At 50.6% G+C, this 25,816-nt stretch carries 21 protein-coding genes and 1 pseudogene; 16 read left to right on the plus strand and 6 right to left on the minus strand.

Annotated elements, in window-relative coordinates; genetic code table 11:
* Positions 1 to 501: 501 nt before the first annotated feature.
* Genes AC58P5_RS22690 through AC58P5_RS22700 form a run of 3 tightly spaced genes read left to right on the plus strand, consistent with a single transcriptional unit; the run spans position 502 to position 3,753 of the window.
* A complete protein-coding gene (locus AC58P5_RS22690; RefSeq protein ID WP_497390615.1) occupies positions 502 to 2,826 on the plus strand; it encodes an ATP-binding protein in 2,325 nt (774 codons plus the stop codon).
* A complete protein-coding gene (locus AC58P5_RS22695) occupies positions 2,823 to 3,458 on the plus strand; it encodes a response regulator (protein ID WP_497390617.1) in 636 nt (211 codons plus the stop codon). The genes AC58P5_RS22690 and AC58P5_RS22695 overlap by 4 nt, the downstream gene beginning before the upstream one ends.
* 13 nt (positions 3,459 to 3,471) lie before the next feature.
* Complete coding sequence (locus tag AC58P5_RS22700) at positions 3,472 to 3,753, plus strand: hypothetical protein (protein ID WP_497390619.1); 282 nt, start codon at positions 3,472 to 3,474, stop codon at positions 3,751 to 3,753.
* A gap of 26 nt (positions 3,754 to 3,779) precedes the next feature.
* Here AC58P5_RS22700 and AC58P5_RS22705 read toward each other — a convergent pair whose 3' ends face one another.
* Both AC58P5_RS22705 and AC58P5_RS22710 read right to left on the minus strand, forming a co-directional pair.
* Positions 3,780 to 4,661 carry a WYL domain-containing protein gene (locus AC58P5_RS22705; RefSeq protein WP_497390621.1) on the minus strand — a complete coding sequence of 294 codons (882 nt, stop codon included), beginning with the start codon at positions 4,659 to 4,661 and terminating at the stop codon, positions 3,780 to 3,782.
* Positions 4,636 to 5,967 (minus strand): helix-turn-helix transcriptional regulator, encoded by a 1,332-nt coding sequence (locus AC58P5_RS22710; protein WP_497390623.1) that lies wholly within the window; start codon positions 5,965 to 5,967, stop codon positions 4,636 to 4,638. Before AC58P5_RS22710 ends, AC58P5_RS22705 begins: the two co-directional genes overlap by 26 nt.
* Before the next feature lie 171 nt (positions 5,968 to 6,138).
* Here AC58P5_RS22710 and AC58P5_RS22715 point away from each other — a divergent pair, with 171 nt between their 5' ends.
* The 10 genes from AC58P5_RS22715 to opuFB all read left to right on the plus strand — a co-directional run bounded on the left by AC58P5_RS22715 (position 6,139) and on the right by opuFB (position 19,052).
* Positions 6,139 to 7,404, plus strand: a complete 1,266-nt coding sequence (locus AC58P5_RS22715; protein WP_497390625.1) for a class I SAM-dependent methyltransferase — start codon at positions 6,139 to 6,141, stop codon at positions 7,402 to 7,404.
* Positions 7,405 to 7,407: 3 nt separating this feature from the next.
* On the plus strand, positions 7,408 to 9,993 hold the full coding sequence (locus AC58P5_RS22720) for a metallophosphoesterase (protein WP_497390627.1): 2,586 nt from the start codon (positions 7,408 to 7,410) through the stop codon (positions 9,991 to 9,993).
* Positions 9,994 to 10,195: 202 nt separating this feature from the next.
* The gene (locus AC58P5_RS22725; protein ID WP_497390629.1) at positions 10,196 to 11,050 is read left to right on the plus strand and encodes a manganese catalase family protein; all 855 of its coding nucleotides are present in this window, start codon (positions 10,196 to 10,198) and stop codon (positions 11,048 to 11,050) included.
* 212 nt (positions 11,051 to 11,262) lie between these two features.
* Positions 11,263 to 12,135 carry an alpha/beta fold hydrolase gene (locus tag AC58P5_RS22730; protein ID WP_497390631.1) on the plus strand — a complete coding sequence of 291 codons (873 nt, stop codon included), beginning with the start codon at positions 11,263 to 11,265 and terminating at the stop codon, positions 12,133 to 12,135.
* Between the two features lie 80 nt (positions 12,136 to 12,215).
* Positions 12,216 to 12,773, plus strand: a complete 558-nt coding sequence (locus AC58P5_RS22735) for an SLOG family protein (RefSeq protein ID WP_497390633.1) — start codon at positions 12,216 to 12,218, stop codon at positions 12,771 to 12,773.
* A 298-nt stretch (positions 12,774 to 13,071) separates the two neighbouring features.
* Positions 13,072 to 14,127, plus strand: a complete 1,056-nt coding sequence (gene desA, locus AC58P5_RS22740; protein ID WP_497390635.1) for a Delta(5) desaturase DesA — start codon at positions 13,072 to 13,074, stop codon at positions 14,125 to 14,127.
* A 65-nt stretch (positions 14,128 to 14,192) separates the two neighbouring features.
* Positions 14,193 to 15,329, plus strand: a complete 1,137-nt coding sequence (locus tag AC58P5_RS22745) for a sensor histidine kinase (RefSeq protein ID WP_497390637.1) — start codon at positions 14,193 to 14,195, stop codon at positions 15,327 to 15,329.
* Positions 15,326 to 15,925, plus strand: a complete 600-nt coding sequence (locus AC58P5_RS22750; protein ID WP_103997010.1) for a response regulator transcription factor — start codon at positions 15,326 to 15,328, stop codon at positions 15,923 to 15,925. The genes AC58P5_RS22745 and AC58P5_RS22750 overlap by 4 nt, the downstream gene beginning before the upstream one ends.
* 647 nt (positions 15,926 to 16,572) lie before the next feature.
* Positions 16,573 to 17,535, plus strand: a complete 963-nt coding sequence (locus AC58P5_RS22755; RefSeq protein ID WP_497390639.1) for an ABC transporter ATP-binding protein — start codon at positions 16,573 to 16,575, stop codon at positions 17,533 to 17,535.
* Positions 17,532 to 19,052, plus strand: coding sequence for an osmoprotectant update ABC transporter permease/substrate-binding subunit OpuFB (gene opuFB / locus AC58P5_RS22760; RefSeq protein WP_497390641.1), 1,521 nt, complete (start codon positions 17,532 to 17,534; stop codon positions 19,050 to 19,052). The genes AC58P5_RS22755 and opuFB overlap by 4 nt, the downstream gene beginning before the upstream one ends.
* Before the next feature lie 134 nt (positions 19,053 to 19,186).
* On the opposite strand, the gene AC58P5_RS22765 is transcribed toward opuFB, so the two are convergent.
* A complete protein-coding gene (locus AC58P5_RS22765) occupies positions 19,187 to 19,744 on the minus strand; it encodes a DJ-1/PfpI family protein (protein WP_497390643.1) in 558 nt (185 codons plus the stop codon).
* 241 nt (positions 19,745 to 19,985) lie between these two features.
* Here AC58P5_RS22765 and AC58P5_RS22770 point away from each other — a divergent pair.
* Positions 19,986 to 20,189 (plus strand): annotated as a pseudogene (locus AC58P5_RS22770) (PfkB family carbohydrate kinase); the annotation flags it as partial.
* A 65-nt stretch (positions 20,190 to 20,254) separates the two neighbouring features.
* Positions 20,255 to 20,737 (plus strand): PfkB family carbohydrate kinase, encoded by a 483-nt coding sequence (locus tag AC58P5_RS22775; protein WP_497390645.1) that lies wholly within the window; start codon positions 20,255 to 20,257, stop codon positions 20,735 to 20,737.
* Here the strand turns inward: AC58P5_RS22775 and AC58P5_RS22780 are convergent.
* From AC58P5_RS22780 to AC58P5_RS22790, 3 genes are read right to left on the minus strand one after another with little or no spacing between them, the layout of a single operon-like run.
* Positions 20,645 to 21,895 carry an MFS transporter gene (locus tag AC58P5_RS22780; RefSeq protein ID WP_497390647.1) on the minus strand — a complete coding sequence of 417 codons (1,251 nt, stop codon included), beginning with the start codon at positions 21,893 to 21,895 and terminating at the stop codon, positions 20,645 to 20,647. The two genes, AC58P5_RS22775 and AC58P5_RS22780, sit on opposite strands and share 93 nt — an antisense overlap.
* A 15-nt stretch (positions 21,896 to 21,910) precedes the next feature.
* Positions 21,911 to 22,729: an MBL fold metallo-hydrolase gene (locus AC58P5_RS22785; protein WP_497390649.1), complete on the minus strand. Its 819-nt coding sequence runs from the start codon at positions 22,727 to 22,729 to the stop codon at positions 21,911 to 21,913.
* Positions 22,730 to 22,767: 38 nt separating this feature from the next.
* Entirely contained in the window at positions 22,768 to 23,268 is a 501-nt protein-coding gene (locus tag AC58P5_RS22790; protein ID WP_497390886.1) for an MgtC/SapB family protein, read from the minus strand.
* Positions 23,269 to 23,614: 346 nt separating this feature from the next.
* Here AC58P5_RS22790 and AC58P5_RS22795 point away from each other — a divergent pair, with 346 nt between their 5' ends.
* On the plus strand, positions 23,615 to 25,786 hold the full coding sequence (locus AC58P5_RS22795; RefSeq protein ID WP_497390651.1) for an extracellular solute-binding protein: 2,172 nt from the start codon (positions 23,615 to 23,617) through the stop codon (positions 25,784 to 25,786).
* The last annotated feature ends 30 nt before the right edge of the window (positions 25,787 to 25,816 follow it).

Genomic DNA, 25,816 nt, shown 5'->3' on the forward strand with positions numbered 1-25,816 from the left:
CTTCTTTTATCTATTCGCTTGTACAGACGCATAGGTATGAAATCTAGTAATTAGGAATCAAAAAAGAAATAATACAAAAAGCCGCCAATCCCGGAAACAGGAATCGCGGCTTTTGTTCTTTTGTTATGTACACGCTATTTCATAAAATTTCTTGTTTTAGGAAGCGATAATTTTAAGGGACTAGTATCCAAGAAAACCTATTTTAAGCTATAATTCGAGAAGGAATATACTTACAAATGGGATAAAGTAAGGAAAAATTAAAACCAATATTCTTTGGGTTCGGACGGCTTCTTTTTAAGACTCCGGTCTACTTTTGCTTGATGATACTTTTGAGTCAAATCTTCAGAATGAGAATTCGATAGTGCTCTTGCTTTCATTTTCCTTACGGAGATTCGTAGTTCCGGGGTCCAAAGAATAAGCTGCATATTAAGGCCAACCTCCTATAATAATGTTTCTTTTTTATATATAACATATTTTTTGGGTCGAAAGTAGGAAATTGTTATGTATCCAAAGTGGCTTTTAAGTATTATGACTGTACTTATAATTGTTATTCAAACTTGGTTTATTCATCTCATATTTACATATCCGCTTGTTGGAATTTATATTAAAGAGGTTCAGCAAAATAGATGGTTAATCACGGATTTTGAGACCCGTCAAGTACCCGAAGACTTGGGTCTTCAACTGGGAGATCAAATTTTAAGGATTGATGGAAAACCTCCACAACTTGATGAGAGTGTTATCAAGTGGGGGGCAATCGGACGTGGACATCTGCTGGAAATATTACGAGGCGAAGAAATAGTTGGTATTAAACCTACTACTCATGTTACTTACTATGATCTAGGCAATATTTTCGGACAAATCCTTTGTTTTACGATATTGATTATATTGTTTCGCAAGATGCCACCTTTACTATCTTTTCGCTATTTATGTTTGATTTTTTTAGATCTAGGTATCTTGTTCATGTCCTTGCCAGGTTCTATGAGATTTGATGGACTTGCCAAATACTTGGTTAGCACCACTGTTATGTTGCTGCCGGTTTTGTTTTTTCATTTTTTCATGATGTTCATAAGTGAACGAAATAAAGAAAGCCAGCCCTTTACCTCTAAACCATTAAAATTTGTGTATGTTTTTATTGGTATATGCTTTCTAGTTCAATTGATATATCTTGTTCCATCCAGTTTGACAAAATCTATCTACCATATCATGGGCAGGCTTTCCATGATCGTATTTGTAGTCGGCTTCATATTTAATATTGTTTCACTACTATTGTTTTACAAGAAAGAGCGGGAAAATAAAAAGTACGCAATGAATATTATCAAAATGATTTTTATTTCGTTAATTATTTCGTTTGGTCCGATTACTTTTTTATATTTTATACCGTTAGTTTTTTCTTTGCCTTATATCGTGGATCCTGTATATGGCGGGCTTTTCGCTTTACTCTTCCCGATACTGCTTACCTACCTGATCGCGACCAAGCAGCTTTACGAGATTGATTTATTTGTCCGTCGGCTGCTTTTTATGGCCGTTATGTCTATCATTCCTTCCGTATTTTTTACAAGTGTGTTAGTTGCCTATCTGCCTGATTTGCCCCTTCAACAAATCATTCTTGTATTTATGCTTGGATGCATGTTTTGCTCGGCTTTCCTCTTCTCGATTGAATATTTTACAAAAATCACGGAGCCTTATTTTTTTCCAAGAAGAAGTCTGCATCGGGATTCCCTCCGCCGAATTACGGACCAATTGAGTGAAATCACGACCTTTCGGGAGTTTAAAGAGGCGGTTTTGAAAGATATCGTATCGGTTCTGCAGGTTTACGGAGCAGCTATTGTGCTTGCATCTTCTACTGAGGTTGATGCAGTATGCGACGGTGAAATAGATGAACGTATCGTTAAGCAGCTTGCGAAGGATAAACCATTCCAAGAATGCAGAAGCGGCGAGTATTTCATTTACCCCATTTCTAAGCATGGAGAATATACCAGCCACCTGATTTTGACGGAGGAGAAAGAAAATACATATGTGAGTACGGAAGACCGACAGTGGCTTCGTACCGTAATCGGGCATCTGTCTGTGAGTCTGGAGAATGTTTATTTGATTCGCACGATGCAAATGAAGATGCAGCAAATCGCTTCCCAAATTCCGAACGAAGAAGCGACGGATGCCCTGATCTGGTTCCGGAAAGTCCTGTTTGATTTACAGGAGAAGGAACGCATACGTATCGCTACCGACCTGCATGATACGACAATGCAAGATTTGTTCTTTCTTAAAAGAAGACTAAGTAATTTGAAGGAAGAGCTAACGCCCATGCAGAGAACGCAAATAATAAACATGATGGAGTACATTGATATTATTAATGCAAACTTGCGGCAAAGCTGCTATGAACTGCATCCGCACTTAATTAAAGAAACCGGTATTGTATTCGCTCTGCAAAAATTAATCGATCAAGAAATGAAACTTGAATCGTTTGAAGTCGATTTCCGCGTCGAGGAAGCAGACATTGTCGAGCGGTTAAGTCTGGAAACAAAGCGCCATTTGTTCCGTGTAATCCAAGAGCTTCTTAACAACGCAAAAAAGCACTCCGAGGCAAACCTGCTTTCTATTCGGTTAGGTGTAAATAACAAGCAGATTTTACTCTTCTATGAAGATGACGGGAAGGGGTTCAATATCGATATTTTAGATTGGCAGGATGGCAGAATATCGGGAATGGGGATGAAACAATTGAAGAGCAGGATCATATCCCTGAACGGTCAATTTTCTTTGGAAAGCAGTGAGGGCAATGGCCTAAAAATTCAGGCGATCATTCCCTGGAAGGAGGGGGCTGCATTTTGAATGAGGAAATTCGAGTGATCATTATAGATGATCATCCCATCATGGCGGAAGCAACCAAGCATATTATCGAAAAAATTGAAGGCTTGAAAGTGGTCAGTATCGCAACAAATGGGGTTCAAGGGATGGATATGATTAATTTATATGGCCCAAACCTCGTTATGCTCGATTATCAATTGCCGGATTGTTCGGGCATTAGCGTTGCTAAATGGATTAAAGAGACGTATCCGGCAATGAAAATCGTCATGATAACCGGCTTCGATGTTCTTGATTTGGTTGCCCCGCTAACGGAGATAGGGGTCCACGGTATTATTTCCAAAGAAAAAGAAGCCCCCGTCATAAGGCGGATGGTCGAATGCATATTGGATAATCAGTTGGTGCTGCCCCATGAAACCATTGCGAAGCTCGTTTCCGATCCGGAGAAAGATCCGGATCAATTGACGGAAGAGGAAACGAAAATTATGATTTTGGCTTCTTCTGGAGAAACAAGCAGCCAGATAGCGGATAAGCTTTTTGTCAGCAAAAGATCCGTCGATAACTATATGAGTGTAATTTATCGGAAGCTGGCTGTCCGTTCCAAAGCGGAAGCCATCGCCGTTTTCCAAAACAACCGCAAAAAAGGGACAGGTATCTAGGGGAATGCACGATATGAATAGGTATATAACAAAAAATAATTCCTTATACTATGTTCTTCCTGATTCCAAAGGGACCGCCATTATTCTCGTTTTTCCTTTAGTAAGTCGTTTTGTTGACTTGCAGGATCTGTTCGAAGCCTGTGCGGTATATAAATTAGAAGAGGATGTCGTCTTGGTCGAGTTCGATCACTCAAAGCGTCCTGAACGGGGCACCCCTTTCGGAGAAATGGGCTTTTTTTTAAAGCAGCAGGTAGTCGATGAGATATGCTCCTTGACTGGTAATCGAAAAGAATGATCGTAATACCGCAAACAAAAAAAGCGTCAGCTCCCCGGAGCCGACGCTTTTGGCGCTTCTATGTGCTTTTCCGTCTCAAGATCAGGCGATATGCCGTCGGGTTCTTCAGGTTCATCCCCATAGCGTGCCAGCGCCCGAGCTGCCGAATCGGCCATCCGCCACTGCAGATGCCGCCCTTCCACGACTTTTACTCTCATTCCGAGAAAACGGATTTTCGATAAAATGTACTCCGCGTCTTCGCTCATATAGGTCAGCCGGATCCGGTACAGATCCTTTTCGTCGTCATAGTTTACCTCTTTCTCGAAGCAGGAGAAAGCGTACAGAATCCGTGACAACTCGCGGTTATACGTGCGGACGACCTCGATGACCGAGCTTTCTTTGCGCAGCAGGGTGCTTTGATCCAGCTTGGCGGTAATCTCCTCGTACACGCCGACCGCCGGAATCTCGGCCTCCAGCTCAAGGATGCTGCGAAGCTTGGTCGCCATATACATGCGGTTCCGCAAGTGGTACCAGAGCAGGTACCATTCTTTCTTCACCATGGAGTATTCCAGTTTGTAAGGGATGCCCGACTGGCTTTCCATCGTACGGCCGTTTCGGATCCGGTAGCTGAGCCGGATACCATGCCGTTCCCGCATAAAGCGGCGCAGAGGGCGCAGAAGCGGATGGTAGACCTGCTTGTCGGGGCTTTTGGCCTTCTCCGTTACAAGGAAAGCCGTCTCCAGATCCGGCTCCTCTTCGAGAAGGCTGCGCAGCTTCACCAGCGTTTCGGCTGCAAATGCCTCTTCCGCAGCGGGATGCTTCAGCGAAGCTTTTAACCAGGTGCGCTCATGGGAAGTCAGCGTCACGACACCGGATTCCTCCAACCGGGAAATCATCTGGTAGTTAAAGATTTTCTCGAAAAGGTTCATAGTAGGCGTGAATCTCCTTCCATTCCGCGATGAATTCCTTTCTAAGCTGCCGGGGAGCGAGCACTTCACAGCTGGATCCGAAGCTGCGGAGCCAAGGTTTGATCTCGGTGCATCCGTTGACCGTGATTTCGTAGACGAACGATTCTTTGTTCTCTTCGGTGATCGTTCCCCATTGCCCCTGCAGCAGCACCCTCTCCTTAATAAAATCGGCCGGCGCATCCAGGGGCCTGTAGAAACGCGCCCGGACCTTGACGGGCTCGGAAGTGTCGATGAGCCAGCTGTAGCGTGTTTTCTCTTCCAGCTCCGCCAGCTTGCGCCGGAATTGTTCTTCCGGAACTTGATCGTGCTCCTCGATCTGGGTGAGCCCTTCGATGCGGAACTTCATGATCCCCTGCCTGGCGTCACTTGCGAGCAGATACCATCTTCCGTACTGATGGTCATAAACCACCTTTAACGGAAGCACATGCGCCTGTTTCCCGTTAGTCTCCCGTTCAAACAGCGGGTTCGTGTTGCGGGAGGCATAGCTTTTGTGCGTCTTCGGTGAAAAATACAGAAACCGGAGCTTCCTCCGCTGCCGGATCGCCTGAAAGAGGGGGAACAGATGCGCTTCGTCCAGAATGCGCGAGTAATAATGATATTTATATAGAAAAGGCTCGGCGATTGCCGCTTCCAGCCCCTGCTGCCGGATCGCCTTCTTGAGGCTGTCCCGGAGGAGATAGCCCTGCACGGAAGGGAGCCGGGTATTGGCCATCACGTCGGCAAAATCGTACAGATCCAGAAGCTCCTCCCGGCTCAACTGCCGGATCAGATCATTGTGCAGCCGGTACCGGTAGGGGCGGCTGCTTCCTTTTTTGCGGATCACGCCGACTTCCTCCAAATACTTGAGGTCGGAGCGGATCGTCTTCTCGTCGGGCAGAGGCACATCGTCCGGCATTCCGCCGCAGCATGCGTCGATCAGTTCTCCGGCGGACATGGCCTGCTCCCGCTCCTGCATAACCGCCAGAAGGAAGGGCAGACGCCTGCTCTCGGATTCCTTCATCGATTTCGCCCGGTAGAGGAAGAGGAGCAGAGGATCGGAGGATTCATAGTAATTGAAACGGAGCATCTCCGCGAATTCCCGGCCCTGTTCTTCGGCCAGCGGATAAGAGACGGCGCTCGCTATTTCTTTAAGGCGGCGTAACGTTTTATCGAAGGTATGTACGGAAATGCCCAGCCGCTCGGCAAACTGCTGCCGGCTGTAGGCGCCGCTCGTCAGAACAAGCAGGCGAAGGAACTGGATTTCTTTATCGAAGCTTTCGCGGGCCATGGTCTTTCCTCCGTTTCTATGCCCTAAAATCTGTCATCTTTTCATTGTATCAAAGGCGGGAGACGGGGGGAACGGAAACTTTCCCCGGAGTCGTAATACTTTCGCCATGTTCAGCTTCCGCCGGATGAGCGAAAATGAAGGTATAAAGAAACAGGCAAGGAGAAGATTCTTATGGCTATCGTACAGCTGAGCTCGACAAATCCGCAGTTTTCTTATCTTATCCGTAAAAATCCGGATTCCGGGATGCTGCTCAGACCGGTCCGTAAAGGCATGGCTTACGGCTGGTACACCGGCGAGAGCACCTTTAACGTCTATTTCAAGGATGCGGACAACGAAATTTCGTACAAACAGCACGACAAGGAAGAATTTGAATATCTCAACGTATCCCGTTACAATACGCCGCTGTTTCCGCTGAACGCATGGAACGAATTTTTTACGGCTCCGCTTAAAAGCCGGGACGAACGGGATACGGAAGGATTTACGCACACCGTCCGGATTCCGATGATTCATATCGAGATGGTCCGGTACATCGGTTTTTTTGAAAAGCATCTGCCGGATTTTACGTTCGACATCGTGCACCAGGCCCACAAAACCTACTCCCTGACGGTAACGACAGACCGCAGTTTGTATCACCTGCTGCATGCCGTCAGCGTGCTCTGCCTGTTTCTGTCCACGTTCGGCAACGAATATATCGACATTTCCGATCTACTGCTCGAGAAGTATATCCGGAGCGTTCAAGTGATCGACGCGCCGTTTTATATCCGCAGTTTGTTCGTGAGGAATTTCCTGAATTCGCGGGAGCGTTTTAAGAAGTATAAGAGGGAACTGGAAAAAACGGACCGCTACGAGATCGATTTCGATTTCGGAGGAACCGGTCATCAGAGGCGGACTTTCATCCGCGGGCTGCTTCCTTTTGACAAAGCGGTTCTCGATATCGGGTGCGGGGAAGGTTTTTACGCCATCCCTTTCGCGGCCAAATCGGAGGACACTTACTACGCGGTGGATATTCATGAGGAAACGCTGGAAACGGTCCGCCGCAAAGCCCGGGCCAAAGAGCTGGATAATCTCGTTACCCTGCCTTCGATCCAACATTTTCTCAATCAGTATAACGGGGAACGGGTGGACGTGATTCTGACGGAGGTCATTGAACACATGAGTCCCGAAGAAGCGCAGGCGCTGATTTTACAAGTTTGCGCGGAAGTGGATTTCGACCGGTTTATCATTACGACGCCTAATGCCGATTTCAATCCCTTCTATGAACTGGACGGCTACAGGCATCCCGATCATAAATGGGAGATGGGCCGGGAGGAATTCAGGCAGTGGATCGACGATTTTATCGGGACAACGGGCTATCAGGCCGAACCGGTGGCCATCGGAGACGGAGTCAACTCTATCCGCACGACACAGGGCGTTATTTTAAGGAAAAAGGAGGCGTAGCCCGTGAACATTCAAACCCGGATGCATACCATCTTCATGCTGGTCGGTTCGACCGAATGCGGCAAGACGACTTTTGCCAAGGAAGTTCTTATTCCCGGGCTCCAATTCGAAGCTGCCGATAAAGCGGTGAAAGCCAACATCCAATATTTGTCCTCAGACCGTATCCGGCAGGAGATCCTCGGATTCGATTACGATAAATACGATCAGATTATGCTGGAATCCAGCGGCCAGGCTTTTCATCTCTTGTTCGAGCGGCTGAAGATGGCGACCTCTTTTCCCGTCAATGCCGAGTTTGTGGTGGTCGATACGACGGGACTTGCCGAGGATTTCCGCGAGAAGGTCCGCCATGTGGCCAAGGAAAACAACTACAACCTAGAAGTGATTCTTTTCGATTACCGTAAAAGGCACGATTATTACTCGTCCGAACGCTCCAAGAGGCTGATTACGGCTCATATCAATCGCTTGAAACAAGACGTGATGGGCTCACTCTCCCGCGAAGGGTATACGAAAATTCACAAGGTTCGTGCCAAAGACTTCTACTTCCCGGAGGAAGGGAAGACTAACGGAGCGTACACGGTTGAAATTGTGGACCTGGACGAATATCTTGCCTCGGTACTGCCGCAGGAGTACGACTGCATCATCGTAGGGGATGTCCACGAATGTGTGGACGATCTGAAAGGACTCCTGCTCGATTACGGCTTCAAGCTCAGCGGCAATTCACTGGAACTCCCGGATAAGCTGCTCCATACGAAAATCGTGCTGACGGGAGACTGGATCGATAAAGGCAATCATACGAGAGCCATCGTGGAGTTCCTTTACGAAAACCGCGAACACTTTCTGCTTGTCCTCGGCAATCATGAAAACTTCGTGTTCAAGTATTTGAAAGGCGAGATCGGCGGCGTGGAGGAGGAGCTGTTTCATTCGTATTTCACGTCCGTGGAGACGTTGAGGAAGGATACCGAGCTGCTGCGGAAATTCAACGAGCTCGTCGAAATGTCGAAGCCGTTTTACCGGAAGGTAGGTACCCGTGGGCCTTCGTTTTATGTGACGCATTCGCCGTGCCGCAATAAATATATCGGAAAGCTGGATGGAAATTCGGCGCGTCACCAGCGTAATTTCAGGCTGGACCGGGGAGAGTCTTTCGAAAAGCAGCTCGCTTTCCTGAAAGAAGAGGCTGTGAAGAATCATCCGTTTCACGTGTTCGGTCACGTCGCCGCGAAGAACGCGTTCCGGATCGGAAACAAAGTCCACGTGGACACCGGCTGCGTAAATGGCAATAAGCTGACGGCGGTCAGTCTTTCGTTCAAGCCGTTTTTCAAATCGCGCGGCGCCGGAGCGGCGGTTCTGCCGGAAGAACTGCCTGTTCTGTTCCGGGAAGAACGCAAAGTGACGCTTGGGGACCTGGATGCCGAGGAATTGAGGAGGCTCCATTACTGCTCCCGAAACCGGATCAACACCATTTCCGGAACGATGTCTCCCGCGGATAAAGAGGAAGCCGCCAGCGAACTGGAATCACTGAGACAGGGTCTGCGCTACTTTGCGGATCATGGAGTGGGTGAAGTCGTGCTTCAGCCCAAATATATGGGCTCCCGATGCCAGATCTATTTGCACCGCGATCCCGATTATTGCTATGGCGTCAGCCGGAACGGCTATAAGATCAAGGGAGCCGATTTAAGCGATATTTTCAGGAGCTTGCTGGTAAAATACAGGGCCTATATGGAAGAAAACCAAATAGCCGTGCTTCTGCTGGACGGCGAGCTGCTTCCCTGGCACGCGCTGGGGGAAGGGCTTATCGAGCGCCAGTTTAGACCGATCGAGAAGGCGCTGGAAGCGGAGCTGGATTTTCTGAGGGCGAACGGGTTCGAAGAGGCGTTCGGTAAACTTGCGGAGGCTTACTCGGCAAGCGGCTTCGAAAAGGATCAGTTCACGATGCCGAAGGCCCTTTTAAGCGAAAAATACGGTGCGAGCGTCTACCAGAATTACAAGCACATGCGCGGTTTGCTGGAGAAGCGGGTCCCGCTGGAAGAGCACGAGGCAGCATACCGCACGTATAAAAGACAGCTGGAACTTTACGGGGAGGCGGGCGAGCCGGAATACAAGCCGTTTGCGATCCTCAAACTGGTGTATGAAAACGGGGAAGAGCAGATCCCGCAGATGGCGACGTCCGAGGCGTACGGGTTTTTGTCCGGAGATGAATTTCTCCTGCTGAATTTGAGTGATCCGGACAGCTATGAGAAAGCGGAAGCGTACTTTGAGAGCCTGACGACCGGTCTTCATATGGAAGGAGTCGTCATCAAGCCGGAGCTGCCCGGCAGTGAGACCGTGCCTTACATGAAAGTCCGCAACCGGGATTATTTGACCCTCGTCTACGGATACGACTACCGTTTTCCGCACAAATACGGCAAACTCATGAAGCAGAAGAACATCAAGCTCAAGCTGCGGACATCGCTGAACGAATACCTTCTGGGCAAGGAAATGCTTGCCGTGAAATACGGCGATATATCCCCGGACAACGAGGAGTATAAGAAAGCGGCGGCCAACGTGCTGTTCGAAGTGGCGAAAGAGAAAGAGATTGACCCGAGACTGTAGAGTATCTGCACAGCGCATAGAGCACCATAGAGCAAGTAAACCGTTCTGACGCTTTCGTCAGGGCGGTTTTTGGTGTGGGGTTCGTGAAGCGAATCTGCATTTCTGCGAGCGATCTCATCACCAGAGAAACAAAGATAGAATAAACCCATTGCCTCCGAACCAAACTATACCGTACCTACTTATTCGGACCAGGAGGCCAGTGATGTACTTCTATAAAGAAGATTTGATCAACATGATCGTTCCGGACAAGCCCGACCCGGCGGCAGCCAAAGTGATTCAGGAAATTCTCGGCGGCCGTTTCGGCGAAATGCGCACGATGATGCAGTATTTTTTCCAGAGCAACAATTTCCGCGGAAAGGCAACGCAGTTCCGCGATTTGATCCGCGGCGTTTTCCTGGAGGAACTCAGCCACGTGGAGCTCGTCCAGCATACGATCAATCAGCTGCTCACGGGATCGGGAGAAGAAATGCCCGGTGATTCCGGCGTGGACGGGGCTCCGCTGAACGAAGCGGTCAAGCATGCCAATCCGCATCATTTTATTATCGGCGCCCAAAGCTCGCTTCCCGTAGATGCGGCAGGAAACCCATGGATGGGCAACTACGTCTACGATCACGGGAATCTGATCAGCGACCTGCTGGATAATCTGGTGCTGGAATCGACCGGCGTTCTCCAGAAATCCCGGATTTACGAGATGAGCTCGAACAAAACGTTCCGTGAAACGCTGGCGTTCCTGATCGTCCGCGACAACGCGCATCAGAACGCTTTCGCCAAAGCGCTGGAGTCGCTCGGCGTAAACTGGGGCAAGCTGTTCCCGGTCCCGAATTACGACATCAACAAATATCCGGAATGCCGCAAATATGTCGATATGGGCTTCCATAACGCCCAGTTTAACTTCCGGCTGGATAATACACGGATCGGCGAGATTTACAGCGGCCAGTCGCCGAGCCGAAACGGAGGCACTCTGGAAGTTGTGCCGCCGCCGGAAGGGTTCCCGCTGCCCTATCTGCCGGAGCTTCCTAACGAGCACAGCCCCGGCCTCTACGATCTTAACGCGTAAGTCCGCCGGCCCCGGAGGTCGCTTGCTCCATTTCAATGTCGATATATTTACAGTATTAGGGATATGCATTATTATGAAATGTAACGTTACGGAAGATTAAAAATAACCTGTATTACCGGAGGAGCCTGTCATCAAGGGTAAACTGTGTCTGCGCACGGTTGCCGTCGGTGGCGGGTTCTTTTTCTTATTTATTATTCGGAGGCGGGATGCTCATGGATACCATTTATCTAAGTGACAAAGGAAAAAAAATATTGCTTAACAGCTATGAGCATTATGTATCGCTCCTTCAAACAGAGACGAAGCGGACCTATGTCCCAACGCGCTACGGTTTAACGCATGTTCTGGAAATAGGCTCATCCGAGTTGAAGCCCCTGATGATTTTGCAAGGCGGGAACTGTATCAATCCGATGACGCTGGCCTGGTTCCGACCTTTGTTTGAGGAATACCGAATTATTGCCCCTGATACAATAGGGCACCCGGGCTTAAGCGACGAGACGCGAATATCGGCTCAAGATGACAGCTTTGCATACTGGATAGCGGATCTGTTACGGCATTTTGATCTGAAAAAATGTGCGTTTATCGGTCCCTCGTACGGGGGCGGGATTATTTTGCGATTGGCCGCCTGTATGCCGGAACGGATCGCATGTGCGGTTCTCGTAAATCCGGCAGGAATGAAAACGGGTCCCCAAATTCCGATGATTCACAAGGTACTGCTTCCGTTGCTCAACTTTAAGCTGTTTTCTTCGCCTAAAGCACTGCGGCGGATAGCCGATGCCCTATCGTCAGGAGCCATGAATGAAGAAGATATGCGGTTACTCGGGGAAATTTTCCAATATGTCAGACTTGAACGAAATATGCCTAAAATCGTGGAGAAAGAAGAGTTAGACGACTATTCCGCTCCTACCCTGATTTTGGCGAGCAAGCGAGATATCTTCTTTCCGGGCCAAGAAGTTGTGGATCGGGCACGAGAGGTCATTTCAAATCTTACCTCGGCCCATGTTTATAACTGCGGACACTTTCCGGCGACAGAAGAAAAGAAAAAAATGAATGGTGATATCCGGTGGTTTTTATCCGAATTCTATTAAGGAACGGATAACCGACCATCCTCCATTTCGTGTATATTGGAAGATGTATGTCAACACCCGCACCGAAGGAGTGTCCGCAGTTGAAAAACCTTCTCGTGACCGGCTACCGGGCGCATGAGCTGAACATTTTTAACGAAAAGCACGAAGGCATTGAGTATATCAAAAAAGCGATAGCGGGCCGGCTGATCCCGCTCATCGAAGACGGGCTGGAATGGGTGATCACGCCGGGACAGTACGGGGTCGATCTCTGGGCGTGCGAAGTCGTGATCGAACTCAAGAAACAGTATCCGCAGCTGAAGCTGTCGATTTTGACCGCCTACGCCAACCCGGAAGAGAAGTGGAAGGAAGACAAGCAGGAGTTTTACCGCGGCATCCTGAAGGACGTGGATTTCTACGGAGCCGTCAGCAAACAGCCGTATGCCGGCGTGTGGCAGCTTCAGGCCCGGGACGATCTTCTCCTGCGCAAAACGGACGGCCTTCTTCTTTTTTATGACGAAGAAGCGGGCGAGGGGAGTCCCCGTTTTATGAAAGAGCGGGCCCTCAAGAAACAGAACGAAGACGGATATGCCGTCATGGTCATCACGCCCGAAGAGGTTCAGGACATAGCGGACGAAGAGAACCGGGCGGATTTTTACTGACCGCACCCCGGCTGTCTCTGAGCCAGCCTCCTCCTCCAGTCCCGAGTGGAATCGGCGTCATTTCGCCTACGGCCGGCCTTTCCCGCCCAAACCTTCCGGGATTCGCATTTTTTTCCCTTGGGGCAAGCCGTTTCGGGTCATTCCCGCCGCATTTTCCCCACGCCTATATGACATTTATCATGTACCCTCATGACGTTTATGACTATTGCGCCCAAGCGATTATCTCTATAATGAGGGTAGAATAGCGAGCTGATGCCCGGGATTTGACCCCGCATCAGAACGAGGAGGACACATACTAATGTCTCAGACGAAAGTTATGAATTTGAAAAAAGATGTCGCCCCCTACGAAAAAACCGATACTAAATCAAGCATCCGGCAGGTTTTCAACACGATTGTGCCTCTCCTCCTGCTGTGGTATGCGTCTTACGCGAGTCTTTCCGTTTCATACTGGCTCACGCTCCCTCTAGCTTTTATCACAGCCGGGTTTGTCATCCGGACGTTCATCATATTTCACGACTGCTGTCACCAGTCTTTCTTTAAAAGCCGCCGGGCCAACGATATTCTCGGCACCATTACCGGCGTTCTGACGCTGTGCCCGTACGAGCAGTGGAAGTACAGCCACTCCGTGCATCACGCCACCAGCAGCAATCTCGACAAGCGCGGCACCGGAGACATGTGGGTGCTGACCGTGGAAGAATACGCGGCAGCTCCTTGGTTCCGCAAGGTCGCTTACCGCATCTACCGCAATCCGCTGGTTATGTTCGGCCTCGGGCCGATTGCCGTCTTCCTGATCCAGTACCGTTTCAACCGTAAGAAAGCGAAGCGCAAGGAACGCATCAACACGTATGTGATCAACGTATCCATCGTGCTGCTGTACGCGCTGATGTGCTGGCTGATCGGCTGGCAGGCGTTCGTGCTTGTTCAGGCTCCGGTATTCTTCGTTTCGGGACTGCTGGGCATCTGGCTTTTCTACGTGCAGCACCAGTTCGAAGATTCTTACTTCGAGAAGGAAGACGAGTGGAGCTACGTGAAAGCGGCCGTCGACGGCAGTTCTTTCTACCAGCTTCCGAAAGTTTTGCAGTGGATCACAGGAAATATCGGCTACCATCATGTTCACCATCTGAGCCCGAGAGTGCCGAATTACAACCTGGAAAAGGCGCATAACTCCACGATCCCGCTGCAAAAAGCGACCACCATTACGCTCCGCACGAGCCTGCAGTCTCTCCGTTTCCGTCTGTGGGACGAAAAAGGCAAGTCGTTTGTAAGCTTTAAAGATGTCAAACATGTGCTCCGCAGGCAGGGAGCCGCAAACGATGTCCTGAAAAATCCGAAACCTGGTTTCCAGGGCGAATAGTCCCAAACTTAACCGTTTATGCTAAAATGGATGTAAAACGGCGCCGCAGAAAAGGTGAAAAGACCATGCAGAATTGGATTCGAATTTTTCAGAAAAACACCGGTCTCAGTCCCTATGTGTGGGTGGTCTTTTACATCCTTCCTTTTTATTTCATATTCAGTTCGGGTTCCACCCTCAAGAACGTCTTCGGCATCGGCATGATCATTATTTTTTTCTCCTGCTATGTGCTGTCCGTCGTATCGAAGGGGTGGCTTGTGTATTTCTGGACGAGCGTGCAAATCGTCGTTTCGATCGCGATGACACTATTGTTCGGGTACGTGTATTTCTCGCTGTTTCTCGCATTTTTTATCGGGAATATCCAGAACAAGATCGGCTTCTTTACCTTCTATACCATTCATCTGGTAAGTACGATCGCTACGATCAATCTCGGCTTCGTCACGCAAAATCCGATCTTCATTACACAGCTTCCGTTCGTGCTGATCTCCCTGATCGGGGTGATCCTGCTTCCGGTCAATACGTATACGAAGAACAAAAGGGATAAGCTGCAAGGGCAGCTGGAGGATGCGAACAAGCGGATTGACGAGCTGGTCAAGATGGAGGAGCGGCAGAGGATCGCCAGGGATCTGCACGACACACTGGGACAGAAGCTTTCTCTGATCGGACTCAAGAGCGATCTTGCGGGCAAGCTCATCGCCAAGAATCCGAACCAGGCGCGGGCCGAGATTAACGATGTGCGGCAGACGGCGCGGAGCGCGCTGAAAGAAGTGCGCGAAATGGTGACCAACATGCGCAGCACACGGGTCTCCGAGGAAATGTTCCGGGTTAAGCAGATTCTGAAAGCCGCGCAGATATCTTTCAAGCAGGAAGGCGATCCGAAGCAGATCGGTACTTCGCTGATGACGGAGAATGTCATCAGCATGTGCCTCAAAGAAGCGGTCACCAACGTGGTCAAGCACAGTGGTGCGACGGCCTGCACAATCGTGATCGAACCTTCGCGGACGGACCTCGTCGTCAAGGTCAAGGATAACGGGAACGGCCGGGCGGAACAGTTCGATTATTTCCGCGGCAACGGGCTGCGCGGCATGAAAGAACGCCTGGAATTTATTAACGGCACGCTGGAAATCCTCTCCGACGGAGGGACCACGGTCGTCATTAAAATTCCGATCGTATTGAAACAACCGGCAAAGGAGGCGGGGAAATGATTCGCATTGTGATCGCCGAAGATCAGCGGATGCTGCTGGGCGCGCTAGCTTCCCTGCTTAATTTGGAAGAAGACATGACCGTTGTCGGCGTTGCGGGCAACGGCGAAGACGCCCTGAAGCTTGTGCAGGAGCACAAGCCGGACGTCTGCATCATGGATATCGAGATGCCGGCGAAAAGCGGGCTGGACGCGGCCGAGGAGCTGAAGGGCTCCGGATGCAAGGTCATCATCCTGACGACGTTCGCCCGCTCCGGCTATTTCGAGCGCGCCATGAAGGCCGGCGTGAACGGCTACCTGCTCAAGGACAGCCCCAGCGAGGAACTGGCGGATTCCATCCGCAGTGTCATGGCGGGCCGGCGGCTCTACGCCTCGGAACTGGTGGACGAAGCCTACAGCGAGGAGAACCCGCTGACGGAGCGGGAGAAGGAAGTGCTGCTTCTCATCGCCGACGGCAAAAATACGAAAGAGATCGCCAGCCAGATGTACATTACGACCGGGACGGTCCGCAATTACATCTCGGTGATCCTCGACAAGCTGGACGTGAGCAACCGGATCGAAGCCATCACCCGCTTCAAGGAGAAGGGCTGGTTCAAATAAACCGGGATGCAACCGATCCGATCCCGGAGTCGCTCCTATCTGCGCCAGACAAGTACTTCCTTTCCGTAAACGTGTGCCTTGTGAAAATGGCGCAGATGCTGCGGAAAGGTTTTTTTTGCTTTCCGGCGGAAGGGGAAACGGGGCTCGGAACACGGAAGCCGTGCCCGCGGAAATTCCCGCTCCCGCCGCCGCCGAAGCCATCCATGCGTTAGGTGCCCGGCGGAGGGCCGGCTATGCTCCGCAATGAAGGCTTCAAAGTATTCTCGGAGGATGAGCTGCTGAAGCACGGCTTGCCGGGATACATATCCGTTTGAAAAAGGGAGTGTGCAAAAACGGCACCGGTAGCGGCCGCCTCACATTTAGGGCCTGACTGACTGCAGCGGCGCGGTGCTTGTACCAGATGTTCGAGCGGATCAGGCAGAACCGGACGGATCTATTTTTTTACAAATTGTTCGTGTATGGGAAAGCTAACGCGGGCTAAGACATAGAGTCTGATCTGAATGCCGAATAATCCCTTCACAAAACCTTGCCGGGCCTTTGCGCTTGTCAAGGTTTTTTCGCAGATTCATTTTTTGCCTGTAAGGCTATTATAAAGAGAGATAGGTATACAGGGGCCAATAAAAGTCAGTGCCGCAGAGGAGAAAATTATGATCCGTTTCGAGAACGTCTCTAAACGTTACGCGGACGATACGGTAGCCGTAAACGATCTGAATCTGGAAATTAACGAAGGGGAATTTTTCGTGTTCATCGGGCCCAGCGGGTGCGGGAAAACGACGACGCTGAAAATGATCAACCGGCTTATCCCGCTGTCCGGGGGAACGCTTTGGATCAACGGGCGCAAAATCAGCGAATACGACATCCACGAATTGCGCTGGAACATCGGCTATGTGCTTCAGCAGATCGCGCTGTTCCCGCATATGACGATCGAAGAGAACATCGCCATCGTGCCGGAAATGCGCAAATGGGACCGCGCGAAAATAAGCGCCCGCGTGGACGAGCTGCTCGATATGGTGGGACTCGAGCCTAAGACCTACCGCTCCCGCAAGCCGAAGGAGCTGTCCGGCGGACAGCAGCAGCGGGTAGGGGTTGTCCGCGCTCTGGCCGCGGACCCGCAGATCGTGCTGATGGACGAACCGTTCAGCGCGCTTGATCCGCTCAGCCGGGAGAAGCTGCAGAACGAGCTGCTGGAGCTGCAGCAGCGGATCAAGAAGACGATCGTGTTCGTCACGCACGATATGCAGGAAGCGATGAAGCTGGGTGACCGGATCTGCCTCATGAATGAAGGCGAAATCGTCCAGCTGGACACCCCGCAAGGGTTTTTACAAAATCCCGCCAGCTCATTTGTGGAACAGTTCGTCGGCGGGCAGAAGCCGCTCTTCGGCGGGCGGTTGACGCTGGAAGATGTGCTGCTGGAAATCGGTCCGTCCGATTTTCCGTCCCATCCCGCGGCTATCGCCAAGGCGGAAGTGCCGCTGGAAGCGGCCCTGCAGCTGCTTGCCGATGAAGAGGTGCTCGCCGTCGAGAAGGCCGGCGTGATCGTGGGCTCCGTCTCGCGGGAGGCGCTGCTGAAGTTCATGGCCGGGCGGCTGAAGGAGGGGGCGCGGACATGAATACGCTGGCCGAAGTTTTCCGCGAGAGGCAGTCTCAGCTTCTCGGCGCCGTGGCGGACCATATTCTGCTGTCCGTTATCGCCTTGTTTTTCGCCGTTCTGATTTCGGTTCCGCTAGGCATCTACCTCACCCGGAAGACCCGCGGAGCGGAAGGCATTATCGGAGTAGCCGCCGTCCTGCAGACAATTCCGTCGCTGGCGCTGCTCGGCATGCTGATCCCGCTGTTCGGAATCGGACGGGTGCCGGCGGTAATCGCGCTCGTCGTCTACGCGCTGCTTCCCATTCTCCGCAACACGTATACGGGGATCAAAGAGGTGGACGCCTCGCTGATCGAAGCGTCCAGAGCGATGGGAATGAACAGCCGCAGGCGTCTGTTCAAAGTGGAGCTGCCGCTCGCGCTGCCTGTCATTCTGGCCGGCATCCGGACGGCCACCGTGCTCATTATCAGCACGGCGACGCTGGCCGCCCTCATCGGGGCGGGCGGTCTCGGCGATCTCATCCTGCTCGGCATCGACCGCAACGATTCGGCGCTCATCATTCTGGGCGCGGTTCCGGCGGCGCTGCTGGCGATCTTGTTCGACCTGCTGCTGAGGGCGTTCGAGCGCATGTCTTTCCGGCGCTTCGTGCCGGCAGCCGGGGCGGCCGTCCTGGTCGTGCTCCTTCTGCTGCTTGTCCCGTATTTCACGGGCGGCAAGGACAAAAATCTCGTGATCGCGGGCAAGCTCGGCTCCGAACCGGAGATTCTGATCCAGATGTACAAACAGCTTATCGAGCAGGACACGGATTTGAAGGTCGAGCTTAAGCCGGGCTTAGGGAAAACGTCATTCGTTTTCAACGCGCTGAAAGCCGGTGAAATCGATATTTACCCGGAGTTTACGGGAACCGCCATTTCCGAGTTTATGAAGGAGACGCCGGCCAGCACCGACCGCACGGAGGTGTACGAACAGGCGAAAGCCGGCATGCTGAGCAAATTCGGCATGGAGATGCTGACGCCGATGGCGTACAACAACACCTATGCGCTGGCGGTGCCCGCGCAGCTTGCCGGAGAGCAGGGGCTGAAGACCATTTCCGATCTGAAAAACGTGCGGCAGACGATTAAGCCCGGCTTTACGCTGGAATTTTCCGACCGCGAAGACGGGTACAGGGGCATTCAGAAGCTGTACGGTCTCCAGTTTGCGGACGTCAAAAAGATGGAGCCGAAAATCCGCTATCAGGCCGTACAGTCCGGCGATATTAATCTTGTGGACGCCTATTCCACCGACAGTGAACTGAAGCAGTATAACCTGACGATGCTGGAGGACGACAAGCACTTGTTCCCGCCGTATCAGGGCGCGCCCGTGCTGCTCACGAAGACGCTGGAAGAGCATCCGGAGCTGCGTGAGGTTCTGAACAAGCTGGGCGGCAAGATCAGCGACGACGAAATGCGCGAAATGAACTACAAGGTAAACGTTCAGGGAGCGTCGGCGGAACAGACCGCGAAAGATTATTTGATGCAGGCGGGGCTGCTGCGGAAATAAGCGGAGAGGTTTTGTATGTATCTTCCATTTGTTGTCGTATGAACGGCTTTCTTACGTAAAAAGACCTGCCGGAGCTTTTGCTACGGCAGGTCTTTTTATATGGCATGAAATATCAGGGAAGTTAATAAGTCCCCTCAGCTTTTCACCAGCTTCAGAAATTCGCGCATAAAGCCAGGCAGATCCGGCCAAGCATGCCCGGAGACGAGGTTTCCATCCACGTGCAGCGTTTCTTCCGTGTAGTTCGCCCCGAGGCTTTCCACATCGTACCGGCAAGCCGTGTAGGCGGTCAAGGTGCGTCCTTCGAAATATTTGTTGTTCTTCAGAGCCGCAAGTACGAGAGCGGCATGACAGATAGCCCCGACAGGCTTGCCTTCTTCGAAGAAGTGGCCCACGATGCGGGGAATGTTCGGATCGAGCCGGATATATTCGGGCGCACGGCCGCCGGGAATGATCAGTCCGTCGAAATCGGCCGGATTTACATCTTCGAACGAAACGTGGGATTCGAGAAGGTATCCGGGCTTCTCCGTATAGGTATCCCAGCCCTCGAAGTCGTGGATGACGGTTTTTAGCACTTTTTGCTGGGGAGACGCGAGAACCGCTTCATAGCCTTCTTCCAGCACGCGGTAGTACGGGTAATACACTTCTAAAGCCTCGACTGCATCGCCTGTAATGATCAGGATCTTCTTGGACATTCGATCACTCCTACAAGGATTTTAGGCTTGGATCACCTATATCCATATTTTGCATCGGGGGCAACTATCTGTAAAGAGGACAGAATTCGGTTCTTGCAGGATCGGCGGCAAAAAACGCAAGGATGCCGTCAAGGAAACCTCCCGGCAGGCATGATACACTGTACCTAATACGGTCCGTGTACGAAAGGGGATCTTTAACGTGAACAGACAGGCCAAAATTGCAGTCGCGGGAAGCATCAATATGGATCTGGTCGTTACGGCGGAACGTCCGCCGGTTCCCGGTGAAACGGTAATGGGACGGCAGTTCCGGATGATCCCGGGCGGAAAAGGCGCCAATCAGGCGGTCGCTGCGGCGAGACTGGGCGCGCAGGTGTCCATGATCGGCTGCGTGGGCGGCGACATGTTCGGCGCGCAGATGCTCGAAGGCTTGCGCCGGGAAGGCATCGATACCGCCTTCGTCAGCACGGCGGAGGCGGAGCGGGCGTCGTCGTAACGTACGGCGGTAAGGGTGTGCTCTACGGCCTGGACGGGAAGCAGGGAGCGCATCCGGCCTACCGGGTGGACGTCGCCGATACGACCGCTGCGGGAGACGCCTTCAACGCGGGACTGGCTGTCCGGTGGAGCGAGGGGCACCGCTGTAGGAAGCGGTCCGGTTCGCCTCGAAGGACGGGCTCTGGCGGTGACGTGGTTCGGCGCGCAGACCTCTCTTCCGGCCCGAGACGAAGTCGAGGCGTTCGAGGCACCGTTCCGGGATGGCCCGGCCTGACGCGAAGCGGCTCGCCATCGCCGAAAAATAAAAAATCCGCTCCCTGGCGGATTCCAATAAAACTCACCAAAATGCAAAGAAAAAGGCTATCGACCTTATCGGTAGCCTTTTTCCATAGCCTTTCGGCTCCTTTATTACACGGCATTCGACTCCGAAACCGGACCTTCTTCCGCATTCTTCTTCTGGAATATCATCCCTTTATCCTTGAAGAACAGGAAGAACACTAGCGCGACGACAGCCGCCACGACAGCGGGGTAAATCCAGAACTGCTGCCACTGCTTCAGCGCAGCCGCCCCTTTATCCACGACCGTATGATTGAAGATATAACCTGTGACCGAAGAAGCGAACAACAGCCCTAGCCCGTTCGAGATCATGAACTTCAAGCTCTGTGCCTGCGCTTTAATCGTCACGTCCGCTTTATTGTCCACATAGATGTCTCCCGCCGTGAAGAAGAAGTCCCAACAAATCCCTTGCAGTGCCAGCGCAATGATGATGACGAGAATGCCTGCATCGACTGCTGCGAAGGAGAACAACAACGAACGAAGAACCCACGTGATCGCGCCCCACAGGATAATCTTTTTGAATCCAAATTTGAAAAGAAACAGAGAGAGTAAGAACATAAAGATAACTTCCGTTGCAATACCGATTTGCATAATCGTAGCTGCATTATTAAACCCTAGTGCGCCCAAGAATACCGGCACATAAGCACTGTAAGCTGTTTTAGGAATCATCAAGAAAATCGTACAGGCCATGAATACCGTAAAGTTCTTATCCTTGAACAATGCGAGCGCATCAAGACAGAGCAGGTCCTTCATCAGGAACTTCTTACCCTTGCCAGCTGCCGGTGTATTCGGAAGTGTGAAGCAATAGATCCCGAGCACAATGGCAGAGATTGCTGCAATTTTGAAGGTCATAGTACTGCCCGAGAAGCCCATCTGTCCGAGCAGGAAACCGATCGCCATAAAACCAAATGTTCCGAACACCCGAATCACCGGAAATGTTTTGGCGCCATGAATATGTCTGAAGCTGATGCTATTCGACAGTCCCGTCGTAGGATAGAACAACACACCGACGATAAAGAGCAATACGAGGAACATCGTCGCGTTGCCCGATTGAATCTGAGACGGAATCGCTAGCAGCACACAAGCATTAACAATATGCAGGATGCCCATAATTTTCTGGGAGGCGATGAACCGGTCCGCGACCATCCCGATGAACAGCGGCGACAGAATCGTCGCGATGCCGAGCAATGCATAAGAAGTACCGATGATGGAAGATAAGCCCGATGTGCTGAGAACTAACCCTAAAGTCATATTCCAAGCGCCTTGAACGAAATATTGCAGAAACATCATAATTAATAGTCTCGGAACGATAGTAGTCTTCATGTGTAATATCCCCTATTAAATAAATTTGATGAGACCGTCGTAAGCCACTTCGATACCGTGAGGCTTGAAAATGTCCACAAGCTCGTCATGCATGAAACCGCTGTTATGAGATAAATGCGAGACGATGATCTGGCTCGATGCCGAGTGAATGCCGCTATCCAGCAATCGCTTCTGTGTCTCCAACACGGTCTCAATGCTCATATGACCATCGGAATGCGGATTCTGATTGTAGCCATGTGTACATTCGAGTACCGTCAGATCGATATGTTTGTCCGCAAGCCACGACCACGTCAATTCCGGGAACCATCCTGAATCATGACCATACAGCAATGTCTTGCCTTCCTTTTCGATAAAATAGATCAGACACGTCTCCCACTTCGCATGATTGGCGAGAAGCGGCGTAATGCGCGCTCCGCCGGACTCTACTGTCACGAATGGAATCATCCGAGTGAATTGAAACCGCTGCGGACTATAGTCGGTCAACACATCCAGACAACCATTAACAGCACGATCATTCCCGAAAATATGCAGCGGATGCGTAACGTGGTGACCATACCCTTCCATCCGACTGAACAAATCTCCTGCGTTAAAATGATCGGGGTGCGTATGCGTGAAGAGCAATTCCGAAATACGAGTAACATCCACATCATCCCGCATGACTTGGTAGCTGTATTCTGGCGGGAAATCAATCTGCATCGTATCATCAACAATCGCAGCTGACCGCGTTCTACTATTTTTCCCTTTCTCGCTTCGCGTCTTCACGCAAACCTCGCATTTGCAAAATGGATTCGGTATCCCTTCTGACGCGGCAGATCCTAGAAAATGAACTTTCATACAAATATCTCCTTTTCGCTTCGCAGATATGCAGGAATTCAGATACATTCCTTCTCTTGTTGTTTCCTAGCAGCATCATTGCTGCTTCTTGATTTCCGATCATCTCCCAGGTTGCTCATCGGAAGAAATCGACTGATTCTTGCAAGGGAAAAAGTTAAGACAACGGAGAAAATGACGATGCCATAGTACCCCGCTCCAATGCCAATTCCGACGCCGCCTGAGAAAAATATCATGGCCGCCGATGTTAGCCCCTTAACCCGTTCCCCATCCTTAAGAATGACCCCCGCTCCGATAAATCCTAAGCCAGATACGATTTGAGCCGTTAGCCGCATCGGATCGGCGCGCATGAGTTGACCCGTTTCATTGTAATGACTGGCGGTAGAGATGGAAATAATCGTAATTAATGTACAAGCCACTGAGGTATAGGTATACGTCTTCATACCGGCGGGCTTATGTTTATGTGATCGATCCCAGCCAATAAACAGGCCCATCAATGCACTCGCAAGGATTCTGACATACATCTCCCAATGTCCGAACATCTGGCCATACTGGATTGGATCCACAGCGTTCCTCTCCCCCTTAATCATGATGTCGTACAAATCTTGATCAACCGTACTGACGAACGATCAATCCAGATGTGATGTTAACGCTTTCTTGAATAGAATTCTAACATATTATTGGAACGAGTCAATAAATATTTGAGAGTTGGTTTTCACTAGAACGCGATATATCTACGTAAAACACTACAAAAACAACACTTTAACGTCCGTTCGGAATACTTTTTAAAATTGGAACGTGTCAAAATATCGTGATGATGGCATATCAATTGAGGACCCGATATAATTAATTTAGCCAACTATCATCAAAAAGGGGGGAGGATGGAGCATGCCTACGATCAAAGATATCGCCAAAGCTGCGGGGGTGTCGCATGGAACGGTATCGAATGTGCTGAACGGAAGAGGAAATGTAAGTCTGGAGAAAATCAATCTCGTGGAAGAAGCCGCTCGTAAAATGGGTTACCAGATCCACGCGCGCGCTAAATCTTTACGTGAAGGAAGCACGACAACCGTCTCCCTCATCTTGCCTAACATTTCATCGGATTCCTATAACAAGCTATATATCGCAATCCATAGCACCCTTCTCCGTGCGGGGTACACGACAAATTTATATCTCACACAAGATCAGAAAGAGAATGAACAAGCCCTTCTGCAAGAAATTGCTGCGAATCGGGACTGTGCTGTAATCACGGTCTCCTGTGTGGACGATGCCATGGAATATTATGACCTGCTCGGCATTCCACGGGAGAACATCATTTTTGTCTATCGTAAATTGCAAAACACAATGAAATTCGCCAGCTTCGATGCGGGTGCATCCGGACGAACGATTGCTCAGAAAATAAAAGAAAAAGCGCACCGGAAGATCGGAATATTCACCGATTTGCTCCAATATTCCTGTGATCGGGATTTTAGAAATGCCATCATGGAAGAACTATCACCTTTGGATTTGCGCGTACATACGATTGCTGCCGCGCAATCTACGGCCTATAATCATGCATTTGATTTCTTTGCAGGGGATGCCTTCGATTGCATTGTGACCAGTGATCTGGAACGAGCGCGTTATATCAAAAATGCCCATTTCTTAGGGAGTACGGGCCAAAGTCCGGAGATATACAGCTTGGCCGATTCCGAGTTTTTAACCGAGGATTTCATTCACAAGTATCACATCAATTATCAGTGGCTAGGCAAAGAAATTGCCGAGACGATTCTACGTCATGAGACGACGGACCAGCGTGACGGAGCCCCGATCATCGGGTTGAATCGCGGGTTTATGTTCGATGACCAAGCGCTTGGTCATCCAACGGCGAACAAGACGCTGAACATTCTTACGATCCCGAGTCCAACCACGGATGCGCTCAAGAAATTAGCGCCGCATTTTAAGAAGACGACCGGTATTGATCTTCGACTAGCTGTCTATTCGTTCGAAGAAATTTACGATATCTTATCCGATATCGACAACCATAAACATTACGATATCATTCGTGTTGATATGGCCGGGTTATCTTGGTTCGCGGGCCAGACTTTAAAGCCGTTAAGCCCGGAGATGCAGGAGTTGCTGACGAATTATCCTTCACAGCTTATTGATCGGTATGCTTATGTGAACGAGATCCCTTACGCGGTACCTTTCGATCCGAGCATTCAGATGCTCTTCTACCGTAAGGATATTTTCGAAGATACCAAGGTGCGAAGAATGTTCTATGAGCAGTATAAAGCCGAACTGCGAACGCCCTCCGACTTCGAGGCGTTCAATCGGATTTCTGCATTTTTCTCTCGAGCGAGTAACCCCGAGTCGCCTCTATCCCATGGATCCTGCGTAACGACGGGAAATTCAGAGATTATCGCTTCCGAATTCCTAGTCAGGTATTATGCCGAAGGCGGACATTTGATCCAAGAAGACAATAAGCTGGCTCTATCCAAAGAGATTGCGATTGATGCCTTTCATAGCTATATCGATCATTTATCCATAGCTAGGAACTTACCTGCCAAATGGTGGGACGAGTCCATCTCGTTATTCGAAGACGGTCAGATCGCGATGCTCATCGTGTATATGAACTTATTCTCGAATATCGCCCACAGCGAGATATCCCCGCTCGTTGGGTTCGCAGAGGTCCCTGGCCAACAGCCGCTGCTCGGCGGAGGCTCGCTAGGCGTATCGAAATATTGCCGGAAGGACGACGAAGTCTCAGCCTTCTTCCGTTGGTTCTATGATCATGAAATTGCCGAGCAAGTCACGCTGCTCGGCGGCGCTTCGGTCAACGATTTCATCTACAGCAACCAGAATGTCATGGATCAATACCCTTGGCTGAAGTTCGCCAAAGACTTAGAGTACCGCGGGGTTCGAGAATCCGCCTTCCCGACAGGACATAACTTCAATCTGCGGAAAGTCGAGAAGATTATCGGTCTCGGCGTGAAAAATGTGATGAATCAGATGATGAGCATCGAGGGAGCGATTGATTATATTAATGCAAGGTTATCCGAGAAAGAGTTTCTTGCCTTATAGGAGAGCTCTGGTACCACCCCGTTCAAGTCG

This window comes from Paenibacillus sp. JT31N7 (assembly GCF_059692095.1).